The following is a 20,673-nucleotide window of genomic DNA, read 5'->3' as shown; positions in this document are numbered from 1 at the left end:
CCGTGCACGTGCCGCCGCACAGGGAGTACGAACGATGTTTTCACCGAGGCCCTCCATTAGGCCGTTCGTCGCCAATCTTCTGGCCGTAGTCGCTCTCGGCGCCGTTCTTGTCGGCTGCTCGGAAGAGAAGGCCGAGACGAAGGCGATCATCCGTCCTGTGAAGGTGGTGGAGATCGACGCGGCGGCGCAGGCCCGCACGCTCGACTATTCGGGCGCGGTGAAGGCGCGCACGGAAATGAACCTCGGCTTCCGCGTGGGCGGCAAGATCACCGAGCGGCTCGTCAATATCGGCGACCGGGTGAAGCCCGGTGACGTCCTGGCGCGCATCGATCCGGTCGATTTCGAGCTCGCGGTGAAGAGCGCCGAGGCGAGCCTGCTCGCCGCCGAGACGCAGGTGCAGACGGCGGCGCTCGCCAAGAGTCGGGCCGAACAGCTCTTCGGCAAGGCGTTCTCCTCCAGGGCGCAGCTCGACCAGGCGACGCTCGCCTACGACCAGGCGGTCTCCACGCGCGACGCCGCAGCCGCTTCTCTCAGTCAGGCGAAGAACCAGGTCGCCTATACGGACCTGAAATCCGGCCAGAACGGCATCGTGACCGCCATCAATGCCGACATCGGCCAGGTCGTCGGCACCGGCACCCCGGTCGTCACCGTTGCGGTCGACGGCGAAAAGGAGGTCGAGATCGCCGTTCCGGAGACGGATATTTCCGAGTTCACGACGGGCAAGCCGGTCAAGGCGCGCTTCTGGTCGAACGATGCGCTCGTCCTCGACGGCCATGTCCGCGAGGTCTCCGGCAGCGCCGACCCGCGTTCGCGAACCTTCTCCGTGCGCGTCAGCCTGCCCGACGACCAGCGCGTCCTCCTCGGCATGACGGCGACGGTCGAGACGGTCGTGGCGAATGCGCCGCCGCTCGCCGCCGTCCCCTTGAGCGCGCTCGCCCGCAAGGACGGCAAGGACATCGTCTGGGTGGTCGACCGCAAAGCGTCGATCGTCCACGCGCGCGAGATTACCCTTGCCGATTTCGCCGACGGCGGCGTGCGCGTCGCGGCTGGCCTTCGAGCCGGCGACCTCGTGGTTGCGGCTGGCACGCAGTTTATGTCGGAAGAACTGAAGGTAAAGCTGCCGGCGATTGCCGAACCCTCGGTCGAGCAAGAGTCCGCCCGCGCCGAAACGCACGAAATCCTGCGCTGACATCCATCATCAGAAAACGGAACGACGGCCATGCACGCCTCAACCGGGGACAAGAAGCCCTTCAATCTTTCGCGCTGGGCGATCGGTCATCCGAGCATCGCGCGCTTCCTGTTCGCGCTGATCATCGTCACCGGTGCGCTCGGGCTCGTGCGCATGGGCCAGCGCGAGGACCCGGAATTCACCTTCCGCACCATGATCGTCCAGGCCGTCTGGCCGGGCGCCTCGATCGAGGAGATGCAGGACCAGGTCGTCAACAAGATCGAGCGGAAGCTGCAGGAAACGCCGCATCTCGACTTCGTCCGCTCCTATACGCGCGCCGGCAGCGCCATCATCACCGTCCAGATCGAGGGCGACACGGATGCCGATGACGTCGCCGACGCTTTCTATCAGGTGCGCAAGAAGGTCGGCGATATCGCCAATGAGCTGCCGGAAGGCCTGCTCGGCCCCTATTTCAACGACGAGTTCGGCGACACCTTCATCACGCTGCACGCGATCAGCGGCGACGGCTACAGCTACCCCGAACTGAAGCGCTTCGCCATAGAAGGCCGCGACATGCTGCTGACGACGCCTGGCGTCGAGAAGGTGGTCATCCTCGGCGACCAGCCGCAGAAAATCTATATCGACGTCTCCTCCAAGGCGCTCGCCGAACGCGGGCTGACGCTCAACGATCTGCGTGACGCGATTGCCGGCCAGAACGATGTCGACCTCGCCGGCAATGTCGACACCGGCACGCGCTCGGTGCGCATCGCCGTCGAAGGCGGCGTCGCGAAAGTCGACGAAATCCGCGAATTGCGGCTGCGGGTGGGCGATCGAACCATCCGGCTCGGCGACATCGCCGCCGTCAGTTCCGGCCTCGAAGACCCCTATTCGCGCAAGTTCCGCTTCAATGGCCACGATGCCGTCGAGATCGGCGTCGTCATGGCCAAGGGCCACAAGGTCACCGATGTCGGCAAGGCGGTGGAGGCGACCTATGAACGCTTCGAGTCCGCGCTTCCCTACGGCGTGTCGGTCGGGCAGATATCCAATCAGCCGGAGGTGGTCACCGAGGCGATCAGCGAGTTCAGCCACGCGCTGGTCGAGGCGCTGATCATCGTGCTCGTCGTCTCCTTCCTGTCGATCGGCTGGCGCTCCGGCCTGGTCATCGCGATCGCCATACCGCTGGTGCTCGCCGCCACCTTCGCCATCATGTACGAGCTCGGCATCGACCTGCAGCGCATCTCGCTCGGCGCCCTGATCATCGCGCTCGGGCTGCTCGTTGACGATGCGATGATCGTGGTCGAGCTGATGGAGAGGAAGCTCGAGGAGGGGCTGGTCAAGATCGAGGCGGCGAGCTTCGCCTATTCCTCCACGGCCTTCCCGATGCTGACCGGCACGCTGATCACCACCGCCGGTTTCATCCCGGTCGGCTTTGCCGAGTCGACCGCCGGCGAATATGTCCGCTCGCTCTTCTATGTCGTCGGCATCGCCCTCGTCGTATCATGGTTCGTGGCCGTCTATTTCACGCCCTGGCTCGGCTACATGATCCTGAAGCAGCGCCATCATGCGGGCAGCCACCACGACGTCTTCGATACCCGCTTCTACCGGCGCCTGAGGGCGACCGTCGGCTGGGCGGTCCGCCACCGCGTCATCGTCCTCGTCATGACGCTTGCGGCCTTCACGACAAGCCTCTGGGCCTTCCAGTTCATCCCGAAGAACTTCTTCCCGCAGTCCTCGCGGCCGGAAATCCTGATCGACCTCTGGCTGCCGGAGGGAACGAGCATCAAGGAGGTCGAGAAGCAGGCCAAGGCGCTCGAGGCGCGGATGATGGACGACGAGGACAAGCGCTTCATCGCCACCTATATCGGCGAAGGCGCGCCGCGCTTCTTCCTGCCGCTCGACCAGCAGCTTCGCAACCCAAACTTCGCGCAGCTCCTCGTCATGGCGAAGGACGAGCCCGCCCGCGAGCGGCTGATCGTCAAGCTGCGCACGATCCTTGCCGAGGACTTCCCCTCGATCCGCGCCAAGGTCGACCGCCTGTTCCTGGGGCCGCCGACCGGCTGGCCGGTGCAGCTCCGCGTCATGGGCCCGGATCGCCAGGAGGTGCGCCGCATCGCCGACGAGGTGAAGGCGAAGTTCAACCAGAACCCGCTGCTCGGGGCGGTTCATGACGACTGGCTGGAGCCGGTTCCGGCGATGAAGCTCACGATCGACCAGGACCGCGCCCGCGCGCTCGGCGTCACCTCGCAGCGCATCCGCCAGATGCTGCAGGCGGCGATGTCCGGTGCGCCGCTCGCCGACTTCCGCGACGGCGAGGAAACGGTCTCGATCGTCGCCCGCGAACCCGACGGCAGCCGGCAACTGCTCTCGGCCGTCAACTCGGTCTATGTCCCCACGGATTTCGGCGGCTTCGTCCCGGTCTCGCAGGTCGCCAAGGTCATGCCGGTCATGGAGCAGGGCATCGAATGGCGTCGCGATCGCCTGCCGACGATCACCGTGCGGGGTACGCTCCCCGACGGCGTGCAACCCAACGACGTGACGATGAAGCTCTACGACGAGCTCAAGGGGCTTCGCGACGGCCTTGCGCCCGGCTACAAGATCGAGATCCAGGGCGGCGCGGAAGACAGCGCCGAGAGCCAGGCGTCGATCGCCGCCAAGGCGCCGATCATGCTGCTCGTCATCGTCATCCTCTTGATGGCGCAGCTCCAGCACTTCGGCAAGTCGATGCTGGTGCTCGCCACAGGTCCGCTCGGCATCATCGGCGCCGCCGCCGCCCTCATCGTCAGCGGCGCTCCCTTCGGCTTCGTCGCCATCCTCGGCGTCATTGCCCTGCTCGGCATCATCATCCGCAACTCGATCATCCTCGTCGACCAGATCGACCAGGACATCGCCGCGGGGATGGAGCGCTCCGAGGCGATCATCGGCGCGGCGGTGCGCCGCTTCCGGCCGATCATGCTGACGGCGTTGACGGCGGTGCTGGCGCTGATCCCGATCTCACGCGGCGTCTTCTGGGGTCCGCTCGCCTACGCCATGATGGGCGGCATCCTGGTTGCGACCGTCCTGACGATCCTGGTGCTGCCGGCCGGCTATGCGCTGTTCTTCGGCAGGGAACCGAAGGCACGCACGGGCGCGCCGGAAGCGGCGTCGCCGCAGGCGCAACCGGACGAAGATCGCGAAACCTATCCGGCGCCACTCGCGGCGGAATGACTGCACGAGCGACGACGCGCCGGCCGGAAAGAGCCGAGCCGGCGCGTCGCGATCGAGCCGCAGAAGTGCCCGCGCCTGTCACATCATCAGCCTGGGCAAGGCCGCGGCCAAGGCGTCGACGGCGACGCGGACCTTCAGCGGCAGGTGCGGCGTCCGCGGCCACAGTGCATAATTGTCGAACACGTGACCCGGCTGGTCCGGAAGCAACGGGACGAGCGCGCCTTGCTGGAGACGCTCACGGATCAACCAGGACGGCAGCCATGCGAGACCGTGGCCGGCGGCCGCAGCATCGGCAATTGCGTCGAGGTCGTCGAGGCGCAGCCGGCCTGCTGGCGTAATCTCTACGGGAGGCTCGCCCTCGCGCGGAAACAGCCATGGAAGGACCCAGCCGGGCCGGCTGTAGATAATGGCGCAATGCCTTTCCAGATCCTCCAGCGCCCGCGGTTCGCCATGCATCTCGACATAGGATGGCGATGCGCAGACCACCATGCGATGGCGTGCGATGCGCCGCGCGATCATCCCGGCCCTGTCCTCCAGACTGCCGGTCCGGATGGCGAGATCATAGCCGTCCTCCACCAGATCGACGATGCGGTCGGCGAAGGAGAGGTCAAGGCCGAGCGAAGGGTATTGCTTCGCAAGGTCGAGCAGGACCGGCGCAACGCATCGCCGGCCGAGGAGCGCCGGCATTGTCACGCGCAGCCTTCCACGCGGTTCTGAAAGCTGCTCCGCCACGAGCGCATCGGCAGCCTCTGCCTCCGCCAGCACCATCCGGCAACGTTCGTAATAGGCGCGCCCCAGGTCGGTCAGGCTCTGGCGGCGCGTGGTCCGGTTGATAAGCCGCACGCCCAGATGCTGTTCAAGGAAGCGGACATGCTTGCCGACCATCGGCGGCGATAGTCCGAGCACGGCTGCCGCGGCCGCGAACGATCCCAAATCGACGGCTTTAACGAAGACGGCCATGCTTGTCAGGCGATCCATGATTAGAAACTCTCAGTTCATACTGTCCGTCGCATGTGCCTATTTATCCGCTCGATCCGCCTTGGCATAGCTTATTACGTTCATTTTGTTTGGAGTTATTGTCGATGGCACGTGTTGTTCGCTTTCATGAGCATGGTGGTCCCGAGGTTTTGCGCATCGAAAACGTCGATGTTCCGAGACCCGGTCGGGGTGAAATTCAAATCCGCGTCAAGGCACTGGGACTGAACCGGGCGGAGGCGCTGCTGCGTTCCGGCTCCTATATCGAGACGCCGCGCTTGCCTTCCGGTCTCGGGCTCGAGGCAGCGGGCGTCGTCGAGACGGTCGGGGAGGGTGTGGGCGCTTTCGCGCCGGGCGACCCCGTCAGCGTCGTGCCGCCGCTATCCATGGTGCGGTGGCCCGCCTATGGCGAGTTTGCCACGTTTCCCGCCGAACTCGCGGTCAAGCACCCGCCATCGCTCAGCTGGGAAGCGGCAGCGGCCGTCTGGATGCAGTATCTCACGGCCTATGGCGCGCTGATCGATATCGCCAAGCTCCGCCAAGGCGACTTTGTCGCCATCACCGCCGCATCGAGCAGCGTCGGGTTGGCCGCAATCCAGATCGCCAACATGGTCGGTGCGACCCCCGTCGCGGTTACGCGAACGTCCCGCAAGAAGCAGGCCCTGCTTGAATCCGGCGCCGCCCATGTCATCGCTTCCGCCGAGGAAGACCTGGAAGCCGGCCTGAAGGAATTCGCCGGTCCCCTGGGCGTACGGGTCGTGTTCGACCCGGTCGGCGGACCGATATTCGAGCCCTTGACTGCCGCCATGTCACGGGGCGGCATTCTCATCGAATATGGCGGCCTGAGCCCGGAGCCAACGCCCTTCCCGCTGTTCAGCGCGCTCAGCAAGAGCCTGACGCTGCGCGGCTATCTCGTCCACGAGATCACCCGTGATCCGGAGCGGCTTGTGGCCGCAAAAGCGTTCATCATCAAAGGCTTGCTGTCGGGCTCGCTGCAGCCGGTGATCGCCAGGACCTTTCCGTTCGACCAGATCGTCGAGGCGCATCGGTTCCTGGAGTCGAACGAACAGTTTGGCAAGATCGTCGTCACGGTTTGACTGATCGCGGGCCCTTCCCAGGGGCGGGCGGTCGGCGAATAACCCATCAAATCCGTATGTTGCGGGATTTCTTGAAAGACTTCCGATTTGAGGGTAAAATTACGCTAAATTCAAAGCGTTACAGCGACCGTGCGATATGCGACGAGCGGGGCTGCAACGTGCGGCGCACGGGAGTGGGTGACGCTTTGTCAAGCTTCATACGTGGAGGTTGTCATGCCCGACACTCTGATGGCAGGAAAAAGAGCCCAGGACTGGGTGAATCTGATCCTTGCAGTGTGCCTGTTCCTTTCTCCCTGGGTCATCGGCTTTGCGGCTGAAACCGCGCCGACCTGGAACGCATGGATCGCCGGCATCGTGCTCGGCGCTCTTGCGGTCGCGACCCTTTCGGCTTTCGCCGAATGGGAGGAATGGGCCAATATGGTGATCGGCCTGTGGTTGATCGTCTCTCCCTGGCTGCTCGGCTTCATGGCGAATATCAACGCGATGTGGACCCACGTCATTCTCGGCGTGCTCGTCGCCGCGGTATCCGCATGGGCGGTCTGGGACTACAGGCATCACTCGCACGCATAGATCACCGCGATTTCGGACGAGGTCCGAAATCGGTCATGAAGAAACTCGAGCGGGACGAGAGCGTACCGTTGGATGGCGCCCTCGCCCCGCTTGAAACTGTCAGGCGCTTCGCGTGAATGCGACGCGCCTTCACTTCCTTTTCGCCCGCCTAACTAGAGCATTTTGCAGTCAGGTGGAATCACCTGACATCGCACAAATGCGGCAGAAACAACAGATAGGGGTGGCGCGAACGCATGTGAGCGCATCCTGCTCCAGGCGATCGAGCGGAAGCGGGGTCTCTTGCGTTTCACCCCACGGCCGCTCGCTCTTCCACCAAGGCGTCCGCATCCGCGACACCGAGCTCGCGGCGTTCGAGTTCGGTCTGGATGGCGAGATCGAGCACCTTCTGCAGGTCCGCGGCGTGACGGAAGTCGGGACCGGCGGGACGGCCGGCCTTCACCGCCTCGGCGAAACGCTGGTAGTTGGTCGGCACCTTCCCGGCGTCGACGGAACGCCATTTCGCCTTTTCCACATCGGCACCGAGGCAGGCCCGCAAGCTTGAGCCGTCCGGCGTATGGATCACCTCCAGCGCTCCCTTGTCGCCGTGGAGGCGGAGCCTCAACTCGTTGAGATGGCCGGTGGCCCAGCGGCTCGCATGGATGACGCCCATCGCGCCGTTGGCGAACTCCGCCGTCATGGCGAAACTGTCATTGGCATCGAGGTCGTACTCGCCGATGCGGTTGCCGGGCGCCTTGTCGAAGGCTTTCAGCCGGGTGAACACCCGCTCGACCGAGCTGCAACCGCCATAGCCGGCGAAGTCGAGAATGTGGATGCCGACATCGCCGAGCACGCCGTTCGATCCGTGCCTGGTCGACAGCCGCCAGAGCCATTTCGATTCGCTCGCCCAATCGCCCCAGGCTTTCGAGACGAGCCAGCTCTGCAGGTAGGAGGCCTCGAGGTGACGGAGCTGGCCGATCTCGCCGGCGAGCACCAGTTCGCGGGCCTTCTGCAGCGGCGCGACGTTGCGGTAGGTGAGGTTGACCATCGCGACGACGCCGGCGCGCTCGGCCGCCAAGGCCATCTCGGCGGCCCTCTCATAGTTCTCCGCCAACGGCTTTTCGCAAAGCACGTGTTTGCCGGCGGCGAGAAGCGGCAGCGTCGTCGGGTGATGCGCCTTGTCCGGCGTCACATTCGCCACGGCATCGAACTTGTCCCAACTGATCGCCTCTTCGAGCGAGTTGAAGGTGTGCTCGATGCCGTGCTGGGCCGCAAAGGCCTTGGCGCGGGCCGGGTCGACGTCGACGGCGGCGACCATCTCGACGCCTTCGATCTCGGCGAAGGCCTTCGCATGGCTGTTCGCCATGCCCCCGGTTCCAAGAATGAGCAAACGCATCGCAATTCCCCTATCGATATCCGGCCTCGCCCGGCCGATGCAGCTTCGGACCGCGTTCGACGATCGGCTCCAAAGCCTTTTCGACCGGCACGTTCGGCGCCTCATGGACCGCCGTGTAGCGCCCCAGCGGGTTGTGCGCCCATTTCACCGCATTGCGCAGCACCTTGTGCACCGTCTGGTCGTGATAGGTCGGATAGGTCTCGTGGCCGGGGCGGAAATAGAAGATATTGCCGGCGCCGCGCCGCCAGGTGAGCCCTGAGCGGAACACCTCGCCGCCGGCGAACCAGGAGATGAAGACGGTCTCCAACGGCTCCGGCACGGAGAAATGCTCCCCGTACATCTCCTCGTATTCGATCACGAAGTGCTCGCCCAAGCCTTCGGCGATCGGGTGGCGCGGATTGACGACCCAGACCCGCTCGCGCTCCCCCGCCTCGCGCCATTTGAGCGCGCAGGGCGATCCCATCAGCCGCTTGAAGATTTTCGAGAAATGGCCGGAATGGAGCACTATCAGGCCCATCCCCTCCCACACCCGTTTGGCAACCCGCTCTACGATCGCGTCCTCTACCGCGCCGTGGGCGGTATGGCCCCACCAGAGGAGGACGTCGGCCGCGGCAAGCCGCTGCTCGGTCAGCCCGTGCTCCGGCTCCTGCAGCGTCGCGGTCGTTGCCTCGATGCCCGCATCCGCATTGAGCGCCGCGGCGATGGTGTTGTGCATCCCGTCCGGATAGATTTCGCGGACGGTGGCGTTCTTCTGCTCGTGGACGTTTTCGCCCCACACGATGGCGTTGATAGGCAAGGTCATTCTCCTCGTGATCAGGCCCCGGTTGCGGATGCCTATGTCCTTGATTCGATTGTCGGCGCGGAGGCGGGCCGGAAACCGCGCATGGTTCGCCCTTACGCCTGCCTAACGCCTGAGACTTTGGAATGATCCGAAATCTTCCGGATCAGCCTTTCTTTTCAGCTCTTTCCCACGGCCGGACGGGACATCCGGGCGGGACGCATGTTTGACTGCTCAGCCTGCGTTCTATCTCTTTGTTCTTGTCGCATCTGTGCGACGTCGGGCGATGCCGCCTGACGGCAAAATGCTCTAGGCGGCACCTCGCATTTCCACGCGGCCGATCGCCCGGCCGCCCGCATCGAAGCGGTGGACCTGGCCGGGGGTCGGCGATATTCGCAGCGTCTGTCCCGGCTGGTGCCTGGAGGTGCCGCCCTCGCGAACGATCACCGGCTCGTCGGCACCGACGTCGAGATAGACATAGCTGTCGGAGCCGAGCATCTCGGAATGGACGACGGTTCCGCTCCACTCTCCTCCTTGCTCGACGATCTCCAGATGCTCGGCACGGATGCCGATCCTATGGGCATTGTAGGGCGCGGCGAAGGCGGCCGAGAGGAAATTCATCTTCGGCGAGCCGATGAAGCCGGCGACGAAAAGCGAGTTCGGTCTTTCGTAAAGCTCGAGCGGCGTGCCGATCTGCTCGACGAGCCCGTCCCGAAGCACGCAGATCCGGTCGGCGAGCGTCATCGCCTCGACCTGGTCGTGGGTGACATAGATCATCGTCGTCTTGTGCATGCTGCGGTGAAGCCTGGCGATTTCGATGCGCGTGGCGACGCGCAGCGCCGCGTCGAGGTTCGAAAGCGGCTCGTCGAACAGGAAGACCTTCGGGTCGCGGACGATCGCACGGCCGATCGCCACGCGCTGGCGCTGGCCGCCGGAGAGCTGGCGCGGCAGGCGCTCGAGATAGGGCGTAAGCTGCAGCATCTCGGCCGCCGCCTCCACACGTTTGCGGCATTGCTCCTTGTCCTTGCCGGCGAGTTGCATGCCGAAGGACATGTTCTCGAAAACCGTCATGTGCGGGTAGAGCGCATAGGACTGGAAGACCATGGCGATGCCGCGCTTCGACGGCACGACATGGTTGACGGTCTCGCCGTCGAAGGCGAGGGTTCCGGAGGTGATGTCCTCCAGCCCGGCGATGAGCCTCAGGAGGGTGGACTTGCCGCAGCCGGACGGCCCGACGAACACCATGAACTCGCCCGCCCTGATGTCCATGCTGACGCCCTTGATGACCTCGAAGGCGCCGAAGGACTTGCGGATATCGCGCAATTGCAGCTCTGCCATTTGTTCTCTCCTAGATGAGCCCGGACGGGATGCGGGCGGAAGGCGGCGCCATTTCTCCTCAGCCGGCCCTGGAGCGGAAGCTCACATGTTCGCGCACCGCTCCATCCCTTTGTTTTGCCCATTTGTGGGACGTCAGGTGATCTCACCTGACTGCACAATGCTTAGCCTTTGACGCCGCCGGCCGTCAGGCCGGAAATGATCCGCCGCTGAAAGATGAGGACGAGCACCACCAGCGGTACCGTGACGATCACCGAGGCGGCCATGATGTTGCCCCAGGGGATCTCGAAATTGCTGGCACCGGAAAGAAGCGCGATCGCCACCGGCACAGTGCGCTGCACGTCCGAGGAGGTGAAGGTCAGCGCGAAAAGGAACTCGTTCCAGGCGGCGATGAAGGCGAGCAGCCCGGTCGTGACCAGCGCCGGCCACATCAGCGGCATGAAGACCCGGGTGATGACCACCCAAGGCGAGGCCCCGTCGACGATGGCGGCCTCCTCGATCTCTACCGGCAGGTCGCGCATGAAGGTGGTCAACACCCAGACGGTGAACGGCAGGGTGAAGATCATGTAGGAAAAGATCAGCGCCAGCGGCGTATTGAAGATGCCGATCCCGCGGATGAGCTCGAACAGGCCGGCAAGCACGGCGATCTGCGGGAACATCGAAACCGAGAGGATGGTCAGAAGCAGCAGCGAGCGGCCGCGAAACCGCACCCGTCCGAGCGCGTAGGCGGCCGTGACCGCCAACAGCAGCGAGATGGCGACGACTGCGCCTGCCACCAGCAGCGAGTTGCCGAGATTGCGCAGGAAGCTGCCCTGCGATACCACGCTCGTGTAGTTGGCGAGCGAGAATTGCGTCGGCCAGTAGTCGACGCGGAAGAGCGCCGTGCCGGATTTGAGGCTCGTCAGGATCGCGTAATAGAAGGGAAAGACCGCAATCACGATGATGCCGGCGACGAGTGCGTAGAATGCGGTCCGTTTCGCGAGTGTGGCGACCATCAGCGCTCCCCTCCGACATTGACCCGGCCGAACCACATGTAGAGAACGGTGATCGCGGCGATGATCAGAAACAGCATGGTCGAGGCGGCGGCCCCGTAGGCGAATTTGTCGAAATCGAAAAGGTTCTCGCGCGCCAGCACCGACATCGTCTTCGTCTGCGCATTGTTGGGCGTCAGCACGTAGATCAGGTCGAAGATGCGCAACGCATCGAGCATGCGGAAGATGACCGCCACCATAAGTGCCGGGCGGATCAGCGGCAGGGTCACCCGCCAGAACACGCGGACCGGGTGGACGCCGTCGATCTTCGCCGCCTCGTAGATGTCCCCCGGCACCATCTGCAGGCCGGCGAGGATCAGGAGCGCCATGAACGGCGTCGTCTTCCACACGTCGACGATGAGCACGGCGATCATCGCCGTATCGGGATTGGCGGTCCAGGCGACCTTCTGGCTGATCAGGCCGAGGCCGAGCAGGATGTCGTTGAGGATGCCGAACTGGTCATTGAGCATCCAGGCCCACATCTTGGCGGAAACGATCGTCGGGATTGCCCAGGGGACGAGGATCGCTGCGCGGACGAAGCCGCGGCCCGGAAACTGCACGTTCAGCACCAGCGCGACGACGAGCCCGAGCACGGTCTCGATGCTGACGGAGACGATCGTGAACTTCAGCGTGTTCCAGACGGCGTTCCACCAGGCGGCGTCGGCAAGCAGCCCCCGGAAGATCGTGCGGCCGCTCTTCAGCGTGATCCAGGAAAGGTAATTGTCGAAGCCGATGAATTCGGCACCGGAAAGATTGGTCAGCGAGGCGTTAGTGAAGCTGAAATAGATGGTCCGGACCAGCGGCCAGCCGGCGACGAGCGCCAGCACGAGCAGCGTCGGCGCCAGGAAAACCCAGGCGGAGCGGACGCGCTGCGCCTGCAGGTCCGAATTGACGTGGCTGCGGCGCTGAAGCGCGGCAGGCGGATCCGCGACGGTAAGATCTGTCATGACGTTGGCTCATCCATTGCCGTTCGGCTTTCGCCGCAAAGGTCCGGGAGGGGATGGCGGCATGCTTGCCGCCATCCCCCGGCGACGCTGCAAGACGGGAAAGAGATGCTTTGCTTCGGCGTTTCCCGCCCGGGGAGGTTTACCAGCTATCGCCCTTGAGCTCGGTCAGATCGACCTCGAGCAGTTCGAGGTTTTCGGCAGCGGTCCCGTCGCCGGAGAGCGTGTTGTGCACGGCGCTCCAGAACTTGGAGGAGACCTCGTTGTACTTGACCTTGGCCACTGCCGAAGGCCGCGGAACCGCGCTCTGGAAGATCGGCTTCCAGTTCGGCATGAACGGCTGCGCGGCCGCGACCTCCGGATCGTCGTAGAGCGAAGCGATCGTCGGCAACTGCGAAAGCTGCAGCGCGCGCTGCTTCTGCACCTCCTTGGAGGAGAGAAACTTCACCAGCTCGATCGCCGCCTGCTGATCTTCGGAATATTTCGACACGGCGAGGTTCCAGCCCCCGAGCGTCGAGGACGGCTGTTCGCCGGCGCTTGCGGTCGGAAGCGGCATCACCTCGAACTTGCCCTTGACGGCGCTGTCACCGCCGTTTCCGAGCGCATAGGCATAGGGCCAGTTGCGCATGAAGACGGCCTTGCCGGTCTGCCAGACGCCGCGCGATTCCTCTTCCTGGTAGGCAAGCACGCCCTCGGGCGCGATCGTTCCGATCCATCCCTTGGCCCGCTCGATCGCCGCGGCGGCCTTTTCGTTGTTGACGGAGATCGACCCGTCCGTCTCGACGATCTGCCCGCCGCCGGAAGACTTGATCCATTCCAGCGCGTTGCAGGTCAGCCCCTCATAGGCATTCGCCTGGAAGACGTAGCCCCAGATGTCGGCGTGGCCGGCCTCACGCTCCTTGTCCTGGATCTCCTTGGCGGTCGCCGCCAGCTCGTCCCAGGTCTTGGGCGGCGTCTTGCCGTATTTCTCCAGCAGGTCCTTGCGGTAGTAAAGCGCCGGCGCGTCGGTAAAGATCGGCAGCGCGACGAGCTTGCCGTTCACGGTCTGCGACTGGATGATCGAGGGGAAATGGTCGCCAACCACGTCCTTGGCCGCTTCCGTCAGATCGATGAATTGATCCGCAAGCTGCGGCGCCCAGATGACGTCGGTCTGGTAGACATCGACGTCCTTGTTACCGGCCGCAAGCCACAGACGATACTGGCTGAACTGCTCGCTCGACGAGGGCGGCATGGTGACCAGATTGACCTTGTGGCCGGTCTGCTTCTCGAACTTGTCGAGTTGCTCACGCATGAAATTCACGTTCTTGCCGGTGGTGTTGGCCGCAAGCGAAAGCTCCGCCGCGGCGGCAAGATCGGCGGCGCCGAGTACGGCGCAAATGGTCAAGGTCTTCAGAAGCAATGTCATGATCGATGGCTCCTCCAAATCCCCCACCGCTCGAAAGCTCCTCAGCAATTCGAAAACGGTTTGGCTTGCGAAAAACTGTCAGAAGGTCTCGGTCATGTCAATACGGGCAAGCAATCGCGATCAACGCTAGTGAAGATATCAAAATAATAGCGCAATTTCATCAGCTTATCCTGTTCACAACTATCCTTTGAGCTCCCGCTAGGGGAAAGCTGCGACGCGTGCATTTCGACAAAAATTTAAAACGATTTGGCTCGAAGCGCGGCAGCGAGTCGGCATCGCTTCGCACCGGATCCCGCCGCCACGATCGGTTGTTCCGCGCGACAAAGGCGTATATTCGTCATCGGGCAACCGAGCTGAGGAATAGACAGGCCGCATGAAACTTAAGGAGTTCGCTCGTCAATTGGGCCTTTCGCCGACGACGGTCAGCCGCGCGCTGAGCGGCTATCCCGAGGTCAGCGAAAAGACCCGCAAGCGCGTGGCGGAGGAGGCCGTCCGGCTCGGCTATCGCCCCAATATCAATGCGGTGCGCCTCGTCACCGGCCGCGCCGGCGCGATCGGCGTGGTCATGGGCCGGACCGGCGAATTCCACTTCGCCGAATTCATGAGCGGCATGGCAGAACGGCTGGACGGGGAAGACATCGACATTCTCGTCAGCCCGACGACGGATCGCGATTTGACCGACCAGGTTCCGCTCTATGGCCGGCTTGCGACCAGCGGCCGGGTCGACGCCGTGATCGTTCACTCGCCGAAGCCCAACGACGAGCGCATCGCACTCCTGCACGAGCTCGGCTTTCCCTTCCTGCTTCACGGCCGCTCCGAGACCGACGTGCCGCATGCCTGGCTCGACATCGACAATGAGAGCGCCGTCCGCCGGGCGACCTCGCACCTGCTCGATCTCGGCCACAGGCGCATCGCCATGATCAACGGCCCGGAGGGCAGGACGTTTTCGCTTCACCGCGACAAGGGCTACCGCGACGCGCTTGAGGATCGCGGCATTCCCTTCGACCCGCGCCTCGTCACCCACGGCCATTTCACCGACGAGCTCGGCTTCCGCTTTGCCCGCTCCTTCCTCGAGCAAACGCCGCGCCCGACGGCCTTCGTCGCCGGATCGATGATGACGGCGCTCGGCGTCTATCGGGCGGTGCGCTCCCGCGGGCTCGTGGTCGGGCGCGACATCTCGGTGATCGCCCATGACGATGTCTTTCCCTATCTGACCGCCGACAACATGGTCCCGTCGCTTTCGGCAACACGCTCCTCCATGCGGGCGGCCGGGGCACGAGCGGCAGACCTCGTGCTGCAATTGCTCGCCGGGCGGCCGGCGACCGAGATCCACGAGCTCTGGCCGGTGGAACTCATCCTGCGCGAGTCGACGGGGCCGGCGCCACGGGAAGCCCAGTCTTGACGACGCCGGCAGTCGCGCGAAAGAGCGTCGCGGTCATCGGCGGCGGGCCGGCCGGTCTCATGGCGGCGGAGGTGCTGGCGCGCGCCGGCCATGCGGTAACGATCTACGAAGCGATGCCGACGCCCGCTCGCAAGTTCCTGCTCGCGGGCAAATCCGGGCTCAACATCACCCATGCCGAGGACTACGCCGCTTTCAGGACCCGCTTCGGCGCGGCTTCCCGTCGGCTGGCCCCCGCGCTCGACGCTTTCAGACCGGACGACGTCCGCACCTGGGCGATGGAACTCGGGACCGAAACCTTCGTCGGCTCATCGAACCGCGTCTTTCCGAAGGCAATGAAGGCCTCGCCGCTCCTGCGCGTCTGGCTCCGCCGGCTGGAGGCCGAAGGCGTGCGGATCAATACCCGCCATCGCTGGTCGGGCTTTGCCGAAGGCGGCTATCTCTTCGAGACGCCGGAGGGTCGGAAGATCGTACGGCCCGACGCGGCGCTCCTGGCGCTCGGCGGCGCGAGCTGGCCACGGCTCGGGTCCGATGCCGCCTGGGTTCCCTGGCTCGGGGAAAAAGACGTCATGGTCCATAATTTCCGCCCCGCCAATTGCGGCTTCGACGTCGACTGGAGCGAGGCATTCCGCGAGCGCTTCGCCGGCCGGCCGCTGAAGGCCGTCACCGCGTCGTCGGGCGCGGGCACCTTTCCGGGCGAATTCGTCGTCAGCCGCCACGGCATCGAGGGCAGCCTCGTCTATGCCCATGCGGCGTGCCTGCGCGACGAACTGGAGCGGGACGGTCGTGCAGCGCTGATCCTCGATCTCGCGCCCGGCCGGACGGCCGGGCGGCTCGCCCGCGATCTGGCGCGCCAGGACCGCAAGACGAGCTTCTCCAACTGCCTGCGCAAGGGCGCGGGGCTCGATCAAGTCAAGGCGGCGCTCCTGAAGGAGCTCTCGCCGGAGGCGGCCCGCGCCGATCCGGACCGGCTCGCGGCCCGGATCAAGGCCGTGGCCCTCCCGGTGCTGAGGCCCCGGCCGATCGCCGAAGCGATCTCCTCGGCGGGCGGCATCCACATGAGCGATGTCGACGAACGCTTTATGCTGAAGGCCGTTCCCGGCCTCTTCGTCGCCGGCGAGATGCTCGACTGGGAAGCGCCGACCGGCGGCTATCTGTTGACCGCGTGCTTCGCCACCGGCCGGGCCGCCGGCCGCGGCATCGCGGCGTGGCTCGCGGACAGGCACCGCTGAGCGATAACACTCGCTCGTTGTGGCGCAGGTTGCTTTAACCCGGCGCTCTCCTATCTCCTCCATGGAGCGACCTTGAATGCTCCATCAAGAGGGGCCATCGCCATGCGACAACTGGAATTCCTCGACCGCTACAGCCCTTACGCCCTCGCCGTGCTCCGCATCGTCACGGCGCTGATCTTCATGGAGCACGGCACGCAGAAGCTCTTCGGCTTCCCGGCGCCCCCGGAACAGGGAATGCCGCCGCTTCTCTCCCTCTTCGGGATCGGCGCCGTCATGGAATTCCTGGGCGGGCTTCTGATCCTGATCGGGCTCTTCACCCGTCCGGTCGCCTTCCTGCTGGCCGGCGAAATGGCCGTTGCCTACTGGATGGTTCATGCGCCGCAGAACTTCTATCCCGCCCTGAACGGAGGCGACGCCGCCATTCTCTATTGCTTCGTCTTCCTGCTGTTCGTCTTCACGGGGCCGGGTGCGTGGAGCGTCGACGGCACAAGGCGCAGCCCAGGACCGGCGCTGACCTAAAAGCGGCCCCGCGCGGCAGCCCGGAGCAGGAAATCGCAAGGCGGGTCGGCAAGCCCCTCGTTCGCAAAGGCCTGAAGCCGATCGGCGACCTTGTCGAGGCCATAGGCCTCGGCATAGTGCATCGGCCCGCCCCGCCAGCGCGGGAAGCCGTAGCCATGGATCTTCACGAGGTCGATGTCGGAGGCCCTGAGCGCCGTCCCGTCCGCGACAATACGAGCCGCCTCGTTGACCATCGGCCAGAGGATGCAGTCGACCATCGCCGCCTCGCCCCAGGCGCGGCGGGGCCATCCCTTCGCCTCCTCGGCAATGATCGCCGCGACGGTCTCCGAGGGGCGCGGCGTGCGGTCGCCGGGCTGGTAGTCGTACCAGCCGCCGCCGCTCTTCTGGCCGAAGCGCCCGATCGCCGAGAGGCGATCGGCGATCGGCGCGAAGGCGGTCTCGCCCCGCGCCCGGGCGGCCCGGCGCTGGAGGGCGGCGATATCGAGGCCGCCAAGGTCCTGCACCTCGAACGGTCCCATCGGCAGGCCGAACCCGCGCAGGGCGGCGTCGACCGCCGCGGGGGTGGCGCCGGTAAGAAGAAGCCGCTCGGCTTGCGCCCGCGTCACCTTGAGGATGCGGTTGCCGATGAAGCCGTCCGAGATGCCGGCGCGCACCGGAACCTTGTTCAGCATCCGCGCCAGGACGAAGCCGGTCGCCAGCACTTCCGGCGCTGTCGCCGTCGTCGGCACGATTTCCATGAGCCTCATCACATGCGCCGGGCTGAAGAAATGCAGGCCGAGGAAGCGCTCCGGGTGGCCGATGCCCTCCGCGATCCGCTCCGGATCGAGATAGGAGGTGTTCGTCGCGAGCACCGCGTCGCGACGGCAGGCGGCGGCGAGCCGACGGAAGACCTCGCGCTTCACCTCGAGATCCTCGAAAACCGCCTCGACGACAAGGTCGACATCGGCGAGCGCCGCATAGTCGGTGGTGGCGGTGACGCCGGCCATCCGGTCAACGGCAGCATCGATTGAAATTCGGCCGCGTTTCGCGGCGCCGTCGAAAATCGCCCGCAACCTGGCGAGGCCCCGCTCCAGCGAGAGATCGTCGCGCTCGACCAGGATGAGCGGCAGCCCGGCATCGCGCAGGGCGGCGGCAATGCCGGCGCCCATGGTGCCGCCGCCGATCACCGCCGCCGATTTGATCGGCCGTGGCGCGACACCGGCAAGCTCCGGAGGCCGCGTCGCCGCCCGCTCGGCGAAGAACACGTGGCGCAGCGCCGCGGCCTGGGCCGAGCCGCGGAGCGCCAGAAAGGTTTCGCGCTCGAAGGCCGTCGCCGTCTCGAAATCCGCCTCCGCCGCACGGCGCATGCAGGCGAGCGCCTTCAGCGGCGCCACCTCCCGCTTCGCGCGGGCGGCGACGGTCTTTTCCGCCGCCTCCCAGAAGCCTTCCGCCGGCGGGGCGACGGGGCGATCGCCAAGCGCCGGCGGCAGCGGCCGTCCGAGCGCCGCGCGGGCGAAATCGACGGCGCCGGCGACGAGGTCACCCTCGATCACGGCGTCGATCAATCCGGCCTCCTGCGCCTCGCGCGCTCTGAGCGGCGATCCGGTGGTGACCATGTCGACGGCCGTCTCGACGTCCGCGAGCCGCGGCAGGCGCACCGTTCCGCCGGCGCCCGGCACGATACCGAGGCGCACTTCCGGCAGGCCGACGCTCGCGGACGGGACGGCGACGCGGAAGCGGCAGCCGAGCGCCACCTCGAAGCCGCCGCCGAGCGCGCTGCCGTGGATCGCCGCGACCCAGGGCTTCTCCGCCCGTTCGATCCGCGCGACGAGGTCCGGCAGGTGCGGCGGCCGAGGGGGCTTATCGAACTCGCCGACATCGGCGCCGGCGATGAAGGTGCGGCCGGCGCAGACGAGCACCACCGCCTTGACGGACGGATCGGCATCGAGCCGCTCGGCCGCCTCGTAGAGCTGCCGGCGGAGCGCCTGCGACAGGGCGTTGACCGGCGGGTGGTCGACGGTGACGATGGCGATCTCGCCGCGGTGTTCGATGCTGGCGGTCATGGCTGGATTCCAGGGTCGCCTTCGCAAACGCCTCGGCGGTGAGCCTGGTGACAGGCGCCTCCTCTTTCGCGGCTTTCGCCGTATACTGGGCGGCTCGGCGCCTCGGGAAAGGCGGAGACCAGCCTTCGGCGATCCTGCGCCGCTTGCAAGCTCGCGGCAAGCGCCGCGGATGCCGCTCGAAAAACTCGCTTCATGTCCACTCCTTCCGGCGGGTTTATCATTGACTGACCGGTCGGTCTATGCAAGTGTTTTCTACGGGCCGCCGCGGGTTGGCGGCAGGGAGGAACCATGTCCCAATCCGACACCGTCCTGTCGGCGCTTGCGGACGGCGTGCTGCGCCTGACGCTCAACCGCCCCGACAAGCTCAACGCCTTCAACGACGAAATGCATCTCGCACTGCGTGCCGGTTTCGAGCGTGCACATGCGGACGAGCATGTGCGCGCGGTGCTGCTGACCGGCGCCGGGCGCGGCTTCTCGGCGGGCCAGGACCTCGGCGACCGCGATCCCCGCAAGGGCGGCACGCCGGACCTCGGCCACACGATCGAGACCTTCTACAATCCGCTGCTGCGGCTGATCCGCAGCCTGGAGAAGCCCGTCGTCTGCGCCGTCAACGGGGTTGCGGCGGGCGCCGGCGCCAACATTGCGTTTGCCTGCGACATCACCCTTGCCGCCCGCTCCGCCCGTTTCATCCAGGCTTTCGCGAAGATCGGGCTGGTGCCCGATTCCGGCGGAACCTGGAGCCTGCCGCGGCTCGTCGGCGAAGCCCGCGCCAAGGCGCTGGCATTGACGGCCGAGCCGCTCGACGCGGAAACGGCGGCAAGCTGGGGGCTGATCTGGCGCGTGGTCGACGACGCGGCGCTGATCGATGAGGCCTCCGCCCTCGCCGCACGGCTTGCCGCCGGCCCGACCAGGGGGCTTGGGCTGACCAAGCGGGCGATCCAGGCGGCCGCCACCAACGCCTTCGACGAACAGCTCGACCTCGAACGCGACCTGCAGCGCGAGGCCGGCAGGAGCGCCGACTATGCCGAGGGGGTGACCGCCTTTCTGGAAAAGCGCAAACCGGAGTTCAGCGGCCGATGACGGACGCCGCGGCGATGACGGCGGAAGAGCTGGCGCGCGCCTGCGCCCGCGTCATGTGGGACGACGACCGGGCTTCGCAGCGGTTGGGAATGAGCCTCGACCACGTCGCGCCGGGCGCCGCGACCCTGTCGATGGCGATCACGCCGGAGATGACCAACGGCCACGGCACATGTCATGGCGGCTACATCTTCGCACTCGCCGATTCCGCCTTCGCCTTCGCCTGCAACTCCTACAACCAGCGCACCGTCGCCCAGCACTGTTCGGTGACCTATCTCGCGCCGGCCTTCGAGGGCGACCGGCTGACCGCGACGGCGCACGAGGTTTCGCGGCGCGGCCGCGGCGGCCTCTACGACATCCGCATCACCAACCAGCGCGGCGACCATATCGCCGAGTTCCGCGGCCATTCGCGCACCGTCAAGGGCACGCACGTGCCGCCGCCAGGCAATATGCGGACGGACACCGAATGATCGTGGCATCCGCCCCCGCGGCCGCGCTGGACCCGGAGGAGATCGAATGAGGCCG

At 65.8% G+C, this 20,673-nt stretch carries 17 protein-coding genes; 9 read left to right on the top strand and 8 right to left on the bottom strand.

The window, feature by feature from the left end; genetic code table 11:
* Positions 1-34: 34 nt before the first annotated feature.
* Positions 35-1,189: an efflux RND transporter periplasmic adaptor subunit gene (locus ATB98_RS26040; RefSeq protein WP_066879027.1), complete on the top strand. Its 1,155-nt coding sequence runs from the start codon at positions 35-37 to the stop codon at positions 1,187-1,189.
* A gap of 30 nt (positions 1,190-1,219) precedes the next feature.
* Entirely contained in the window at positions 1,220-4,372 is a 3,153-nt protein-coding gene (locus ATB98_RS26035; RefSeq protein ID WP_066879025.1) for an efflux RND transporter permease subunit, read from the top strand.
* Positions 4,373-4,450: 78 nt separating this feature from the next.
* Here ATB98_RS26035 and ATB98_RS26030 read toward each other — a convergent pair whose 3' ends face one another.
* Complete coding sequence (locus ATB98_RS26030) at positions 4,451-5,350, bottom strand: LysR family transcriptional regulator (protein ID WP_066879024.1); 900 nt, start codon at positions 5,348-5,350, stop codon at positions 4,451-4,453.
* Between the two features lie 104 nt (positions 5,351-5,454).
* Between ATB98_RS26030 and ATB98_RS26025 the strand changes: the two genes are divergently transcribed.
* Both ATB98_RS26025 and ATB98_RS26020 read left to right on the top strand, forming a co-directional pair.
* Positions 5,455-6,444, top strand: coding sequence for a zinc-dependent alcohol dehydrogenase family protein (locus tag ATB98_RS26025; protein ID WP_066879023.1), 990 nt, complete (start codon positions 5,455-5,457; stop codon positions 6,442-6,444).
* A gap of 213 nt (positions 6,445-6,657) precedes the next feature.
* Positions 6,658-7,014, top strand: a complete 357-nt coding sequence (locus ATB98_RS26020; protein WP_066879022.1) for an SPW repeat protein — start codon at positions 6,658-6,660, stop codon at positions 7,012-7,014.
* Between the two features lie 286 nt (positions 7,015-7,300).
* Here ATB98_RS26020 and ATB98_RS26015 read toward each other — a convergent pair whose 3' ends face one another.
* The 6 genes from ATB98_RS26015 to ATB98_RS25990 all read right to left on the bottom strand — a co-directional run bounded on the left by ATB98_RS26015 (position 7,301) and on the right by ATB98_RS25990 (position 13,879).
* Positions 7,301-8,386 carry a Gfo/Idh/MocA family protein gene (locus ATB98_RS26015; protein ID WP_066879021.1) on the bottom strand — a complete coding sequence of 362 codons (1,086 nt, stop codon included), beginning with the start codon at positions 8,384-8,386 and terminating at the stop codon, positions 7,301-7,303.
* A gap of 10 nt (positions 8,387-8,396) precedes the next feature.
* The gene (locus tag ATB98_RS26010; protein WP_066879163.1) at positions 8,397-9,182 is read right to left on the bottom strand and encodes a ThuA domain-containing protein; all 786 of its coding nucleotides are present in this window, start codon (positions 9,180-9,182) and stop codon (positions 8,397-8,399) included.
* 291 nt (positions 9,183-9,473) lie between these two features.
* Positions 9,474-10,502, bottom strand: a complete 1,029-nt coding sequence (locus ATB98_RS26005; RefSeq protein ID WP_066879020.1) for an ABC transporter ATP-binding protein — start codon at positions 10,500-10,502, stop codon at positions 9,474-9,476.
* A gap of 161 nt (positions 10,503-10,663) precedes the next feature.
* The gene (locus ATB98_RS26000; protein ID WP_066879019.1) at positions 10,664-11,494 is read right to left on the bottom strand and encodes a carbohydrate ABC transporter permease; all 831 of its coding nucleotides are present in this window, start codon (positions 11,492-11,494) and stop codon (positions 10,664-10,666) included.
* Entirely contained in the window at positions 11,494-12,477 is a 984-nt protein-coding gene (locus tag ATB98_RS25995; protein ID WP_066879017.1) for a carbohydrate ABC transporter permease, read from the bottom strand. Before ATB98_RS25995 ends, ATB98_RS26000 begins: the two co-directional genes overlap by 1 nt.
* A 139-nt stretch (positions 12,478-12,616) precedes the next feature.
* Entirely contained in the window at positions 12,617-13,879 is a 1,263-nt protein-coding gene (locus ATB98_RS25990; protein ID WP_066879015.1) for an ABC transporter substrate-binding protein, read from the bottom strand.
* Between the two features lie 373 nt (positions 13,880-14,252).
* On the opposite strand from ATB98_RS25990, the gene ATB98_RS25985 reads away from it, so the two are divergent.
* The 3 genes from ATB98_RS25985 to ATB98_RS25975 all read left to right on the top strand — a co-directional run bounded on the left by ATB98_RS25985 (position 14,253) and on the right by ATB98_RS25975 (position 17,029).
* Entirely contained in the window at positions 14,253-15,281 is a 1,029-nt protein-coding gene (locus tag ATB98_RS25985) for a substrate-binding domain-containing protein (RefSeq protein ID WP_066879012.1), read from the top strand.
* Positions 15,278-16,510, top strand: a complete 1,233-nt coding sequence (locus tag ATB98_RS25980; RefSeq protein WP_084435814.1) for a BaiN/RdsA family NAD(P)/FAD-dependent oxidoreductase — start codon at positions 15,278-15,280, stop codon at positions 16,508-16,510. The genes ATB98_RS25985 and ATB98_RS25980 overlap by 4 nt, the downstream gene beginning before the upstream one ends.
* A 102-nt stretch (positions 16,511-16,612) precedes the next feature.
* A complete protein-coding gene (locus tag ATB98_RS25975) occupies positions 16,613-17,029 on the top strand; it encodes a DoxX family protein (RefSeq protein ID WP_066879010.1) in 417 nt (138 codons plus the stop codon).
* On the opposite strand, the gene ATB98_RS25970 is transcribed toward ATB98_RS25975, so the two are convergent.
* Positions 17,026-19,071, bottom strand: a complete 2,046-nt coding sequence (locus ATB98_RS25970) for a 3-hydroxyacyl-CoA dehydrogenase NAD-binding domain-containing protein (RefSeq protein ID WP_066879008.1) — start codon at positions 19,069-19,071, stop codon at positions 17,026-17,028. The genes ATB98_RS25975 and ATB98_RS25970 overlap by 4 nt on opposite strands.
* A 288-nt stretch (positions 19,072-19,359) precedes the next feature.
* On the opposite strand from ATB98_RS25970, the gene paaG reads away from it, so the two are divergent.
* Both paaG and paaI read left to right on the top strand, forming a co-directional pair.
* On the top strand, positions 19,360-20,151 hold the full coding sequence (gene paaG, locus ATB98_RS25965; RefSeq protein ID WP_066879006.1) for a 2-(1,2-epoxy-1,2-dihydrophenyl)acetyl-CoA isomerase PaaG: 792 nt from the start codon (positions 19,360-19,362) through the stop codon (positions 20,149-20,151).
* Positions 20,148-20,618, top strand: a complete 471-nt coding sequence (gene paaI, locus ATB98_RS25960) for a hydroxyphenylacetyl-CoA thioesterase PaaI (protein WP_066879004.1) — start codon at positions 20,148-20,150, stop codon at positions 20,616-20,618. Before paaG ends, paaI begins: the two co-directional genes overlap by 4 nt.
* Positions 20,619-20,673 lie beyond the last annotated feature (55 nt).

Source organism: Sinorhizobium saheli (genome assembly GCF_001651875.1).
GTDB classification, from domain to species: Bacteria; Pseudomonadota; Alphaproteobacteria; order Rhizobiales; family Rhizobiaceae; genus Sinorhizobium; species Sinorhizobium saheli.
The sequence above is the reverse complement of the archived record's forward strand: the minus strand, read 5'-3'. Positions and strand labels throughout refer to the sequence as shown.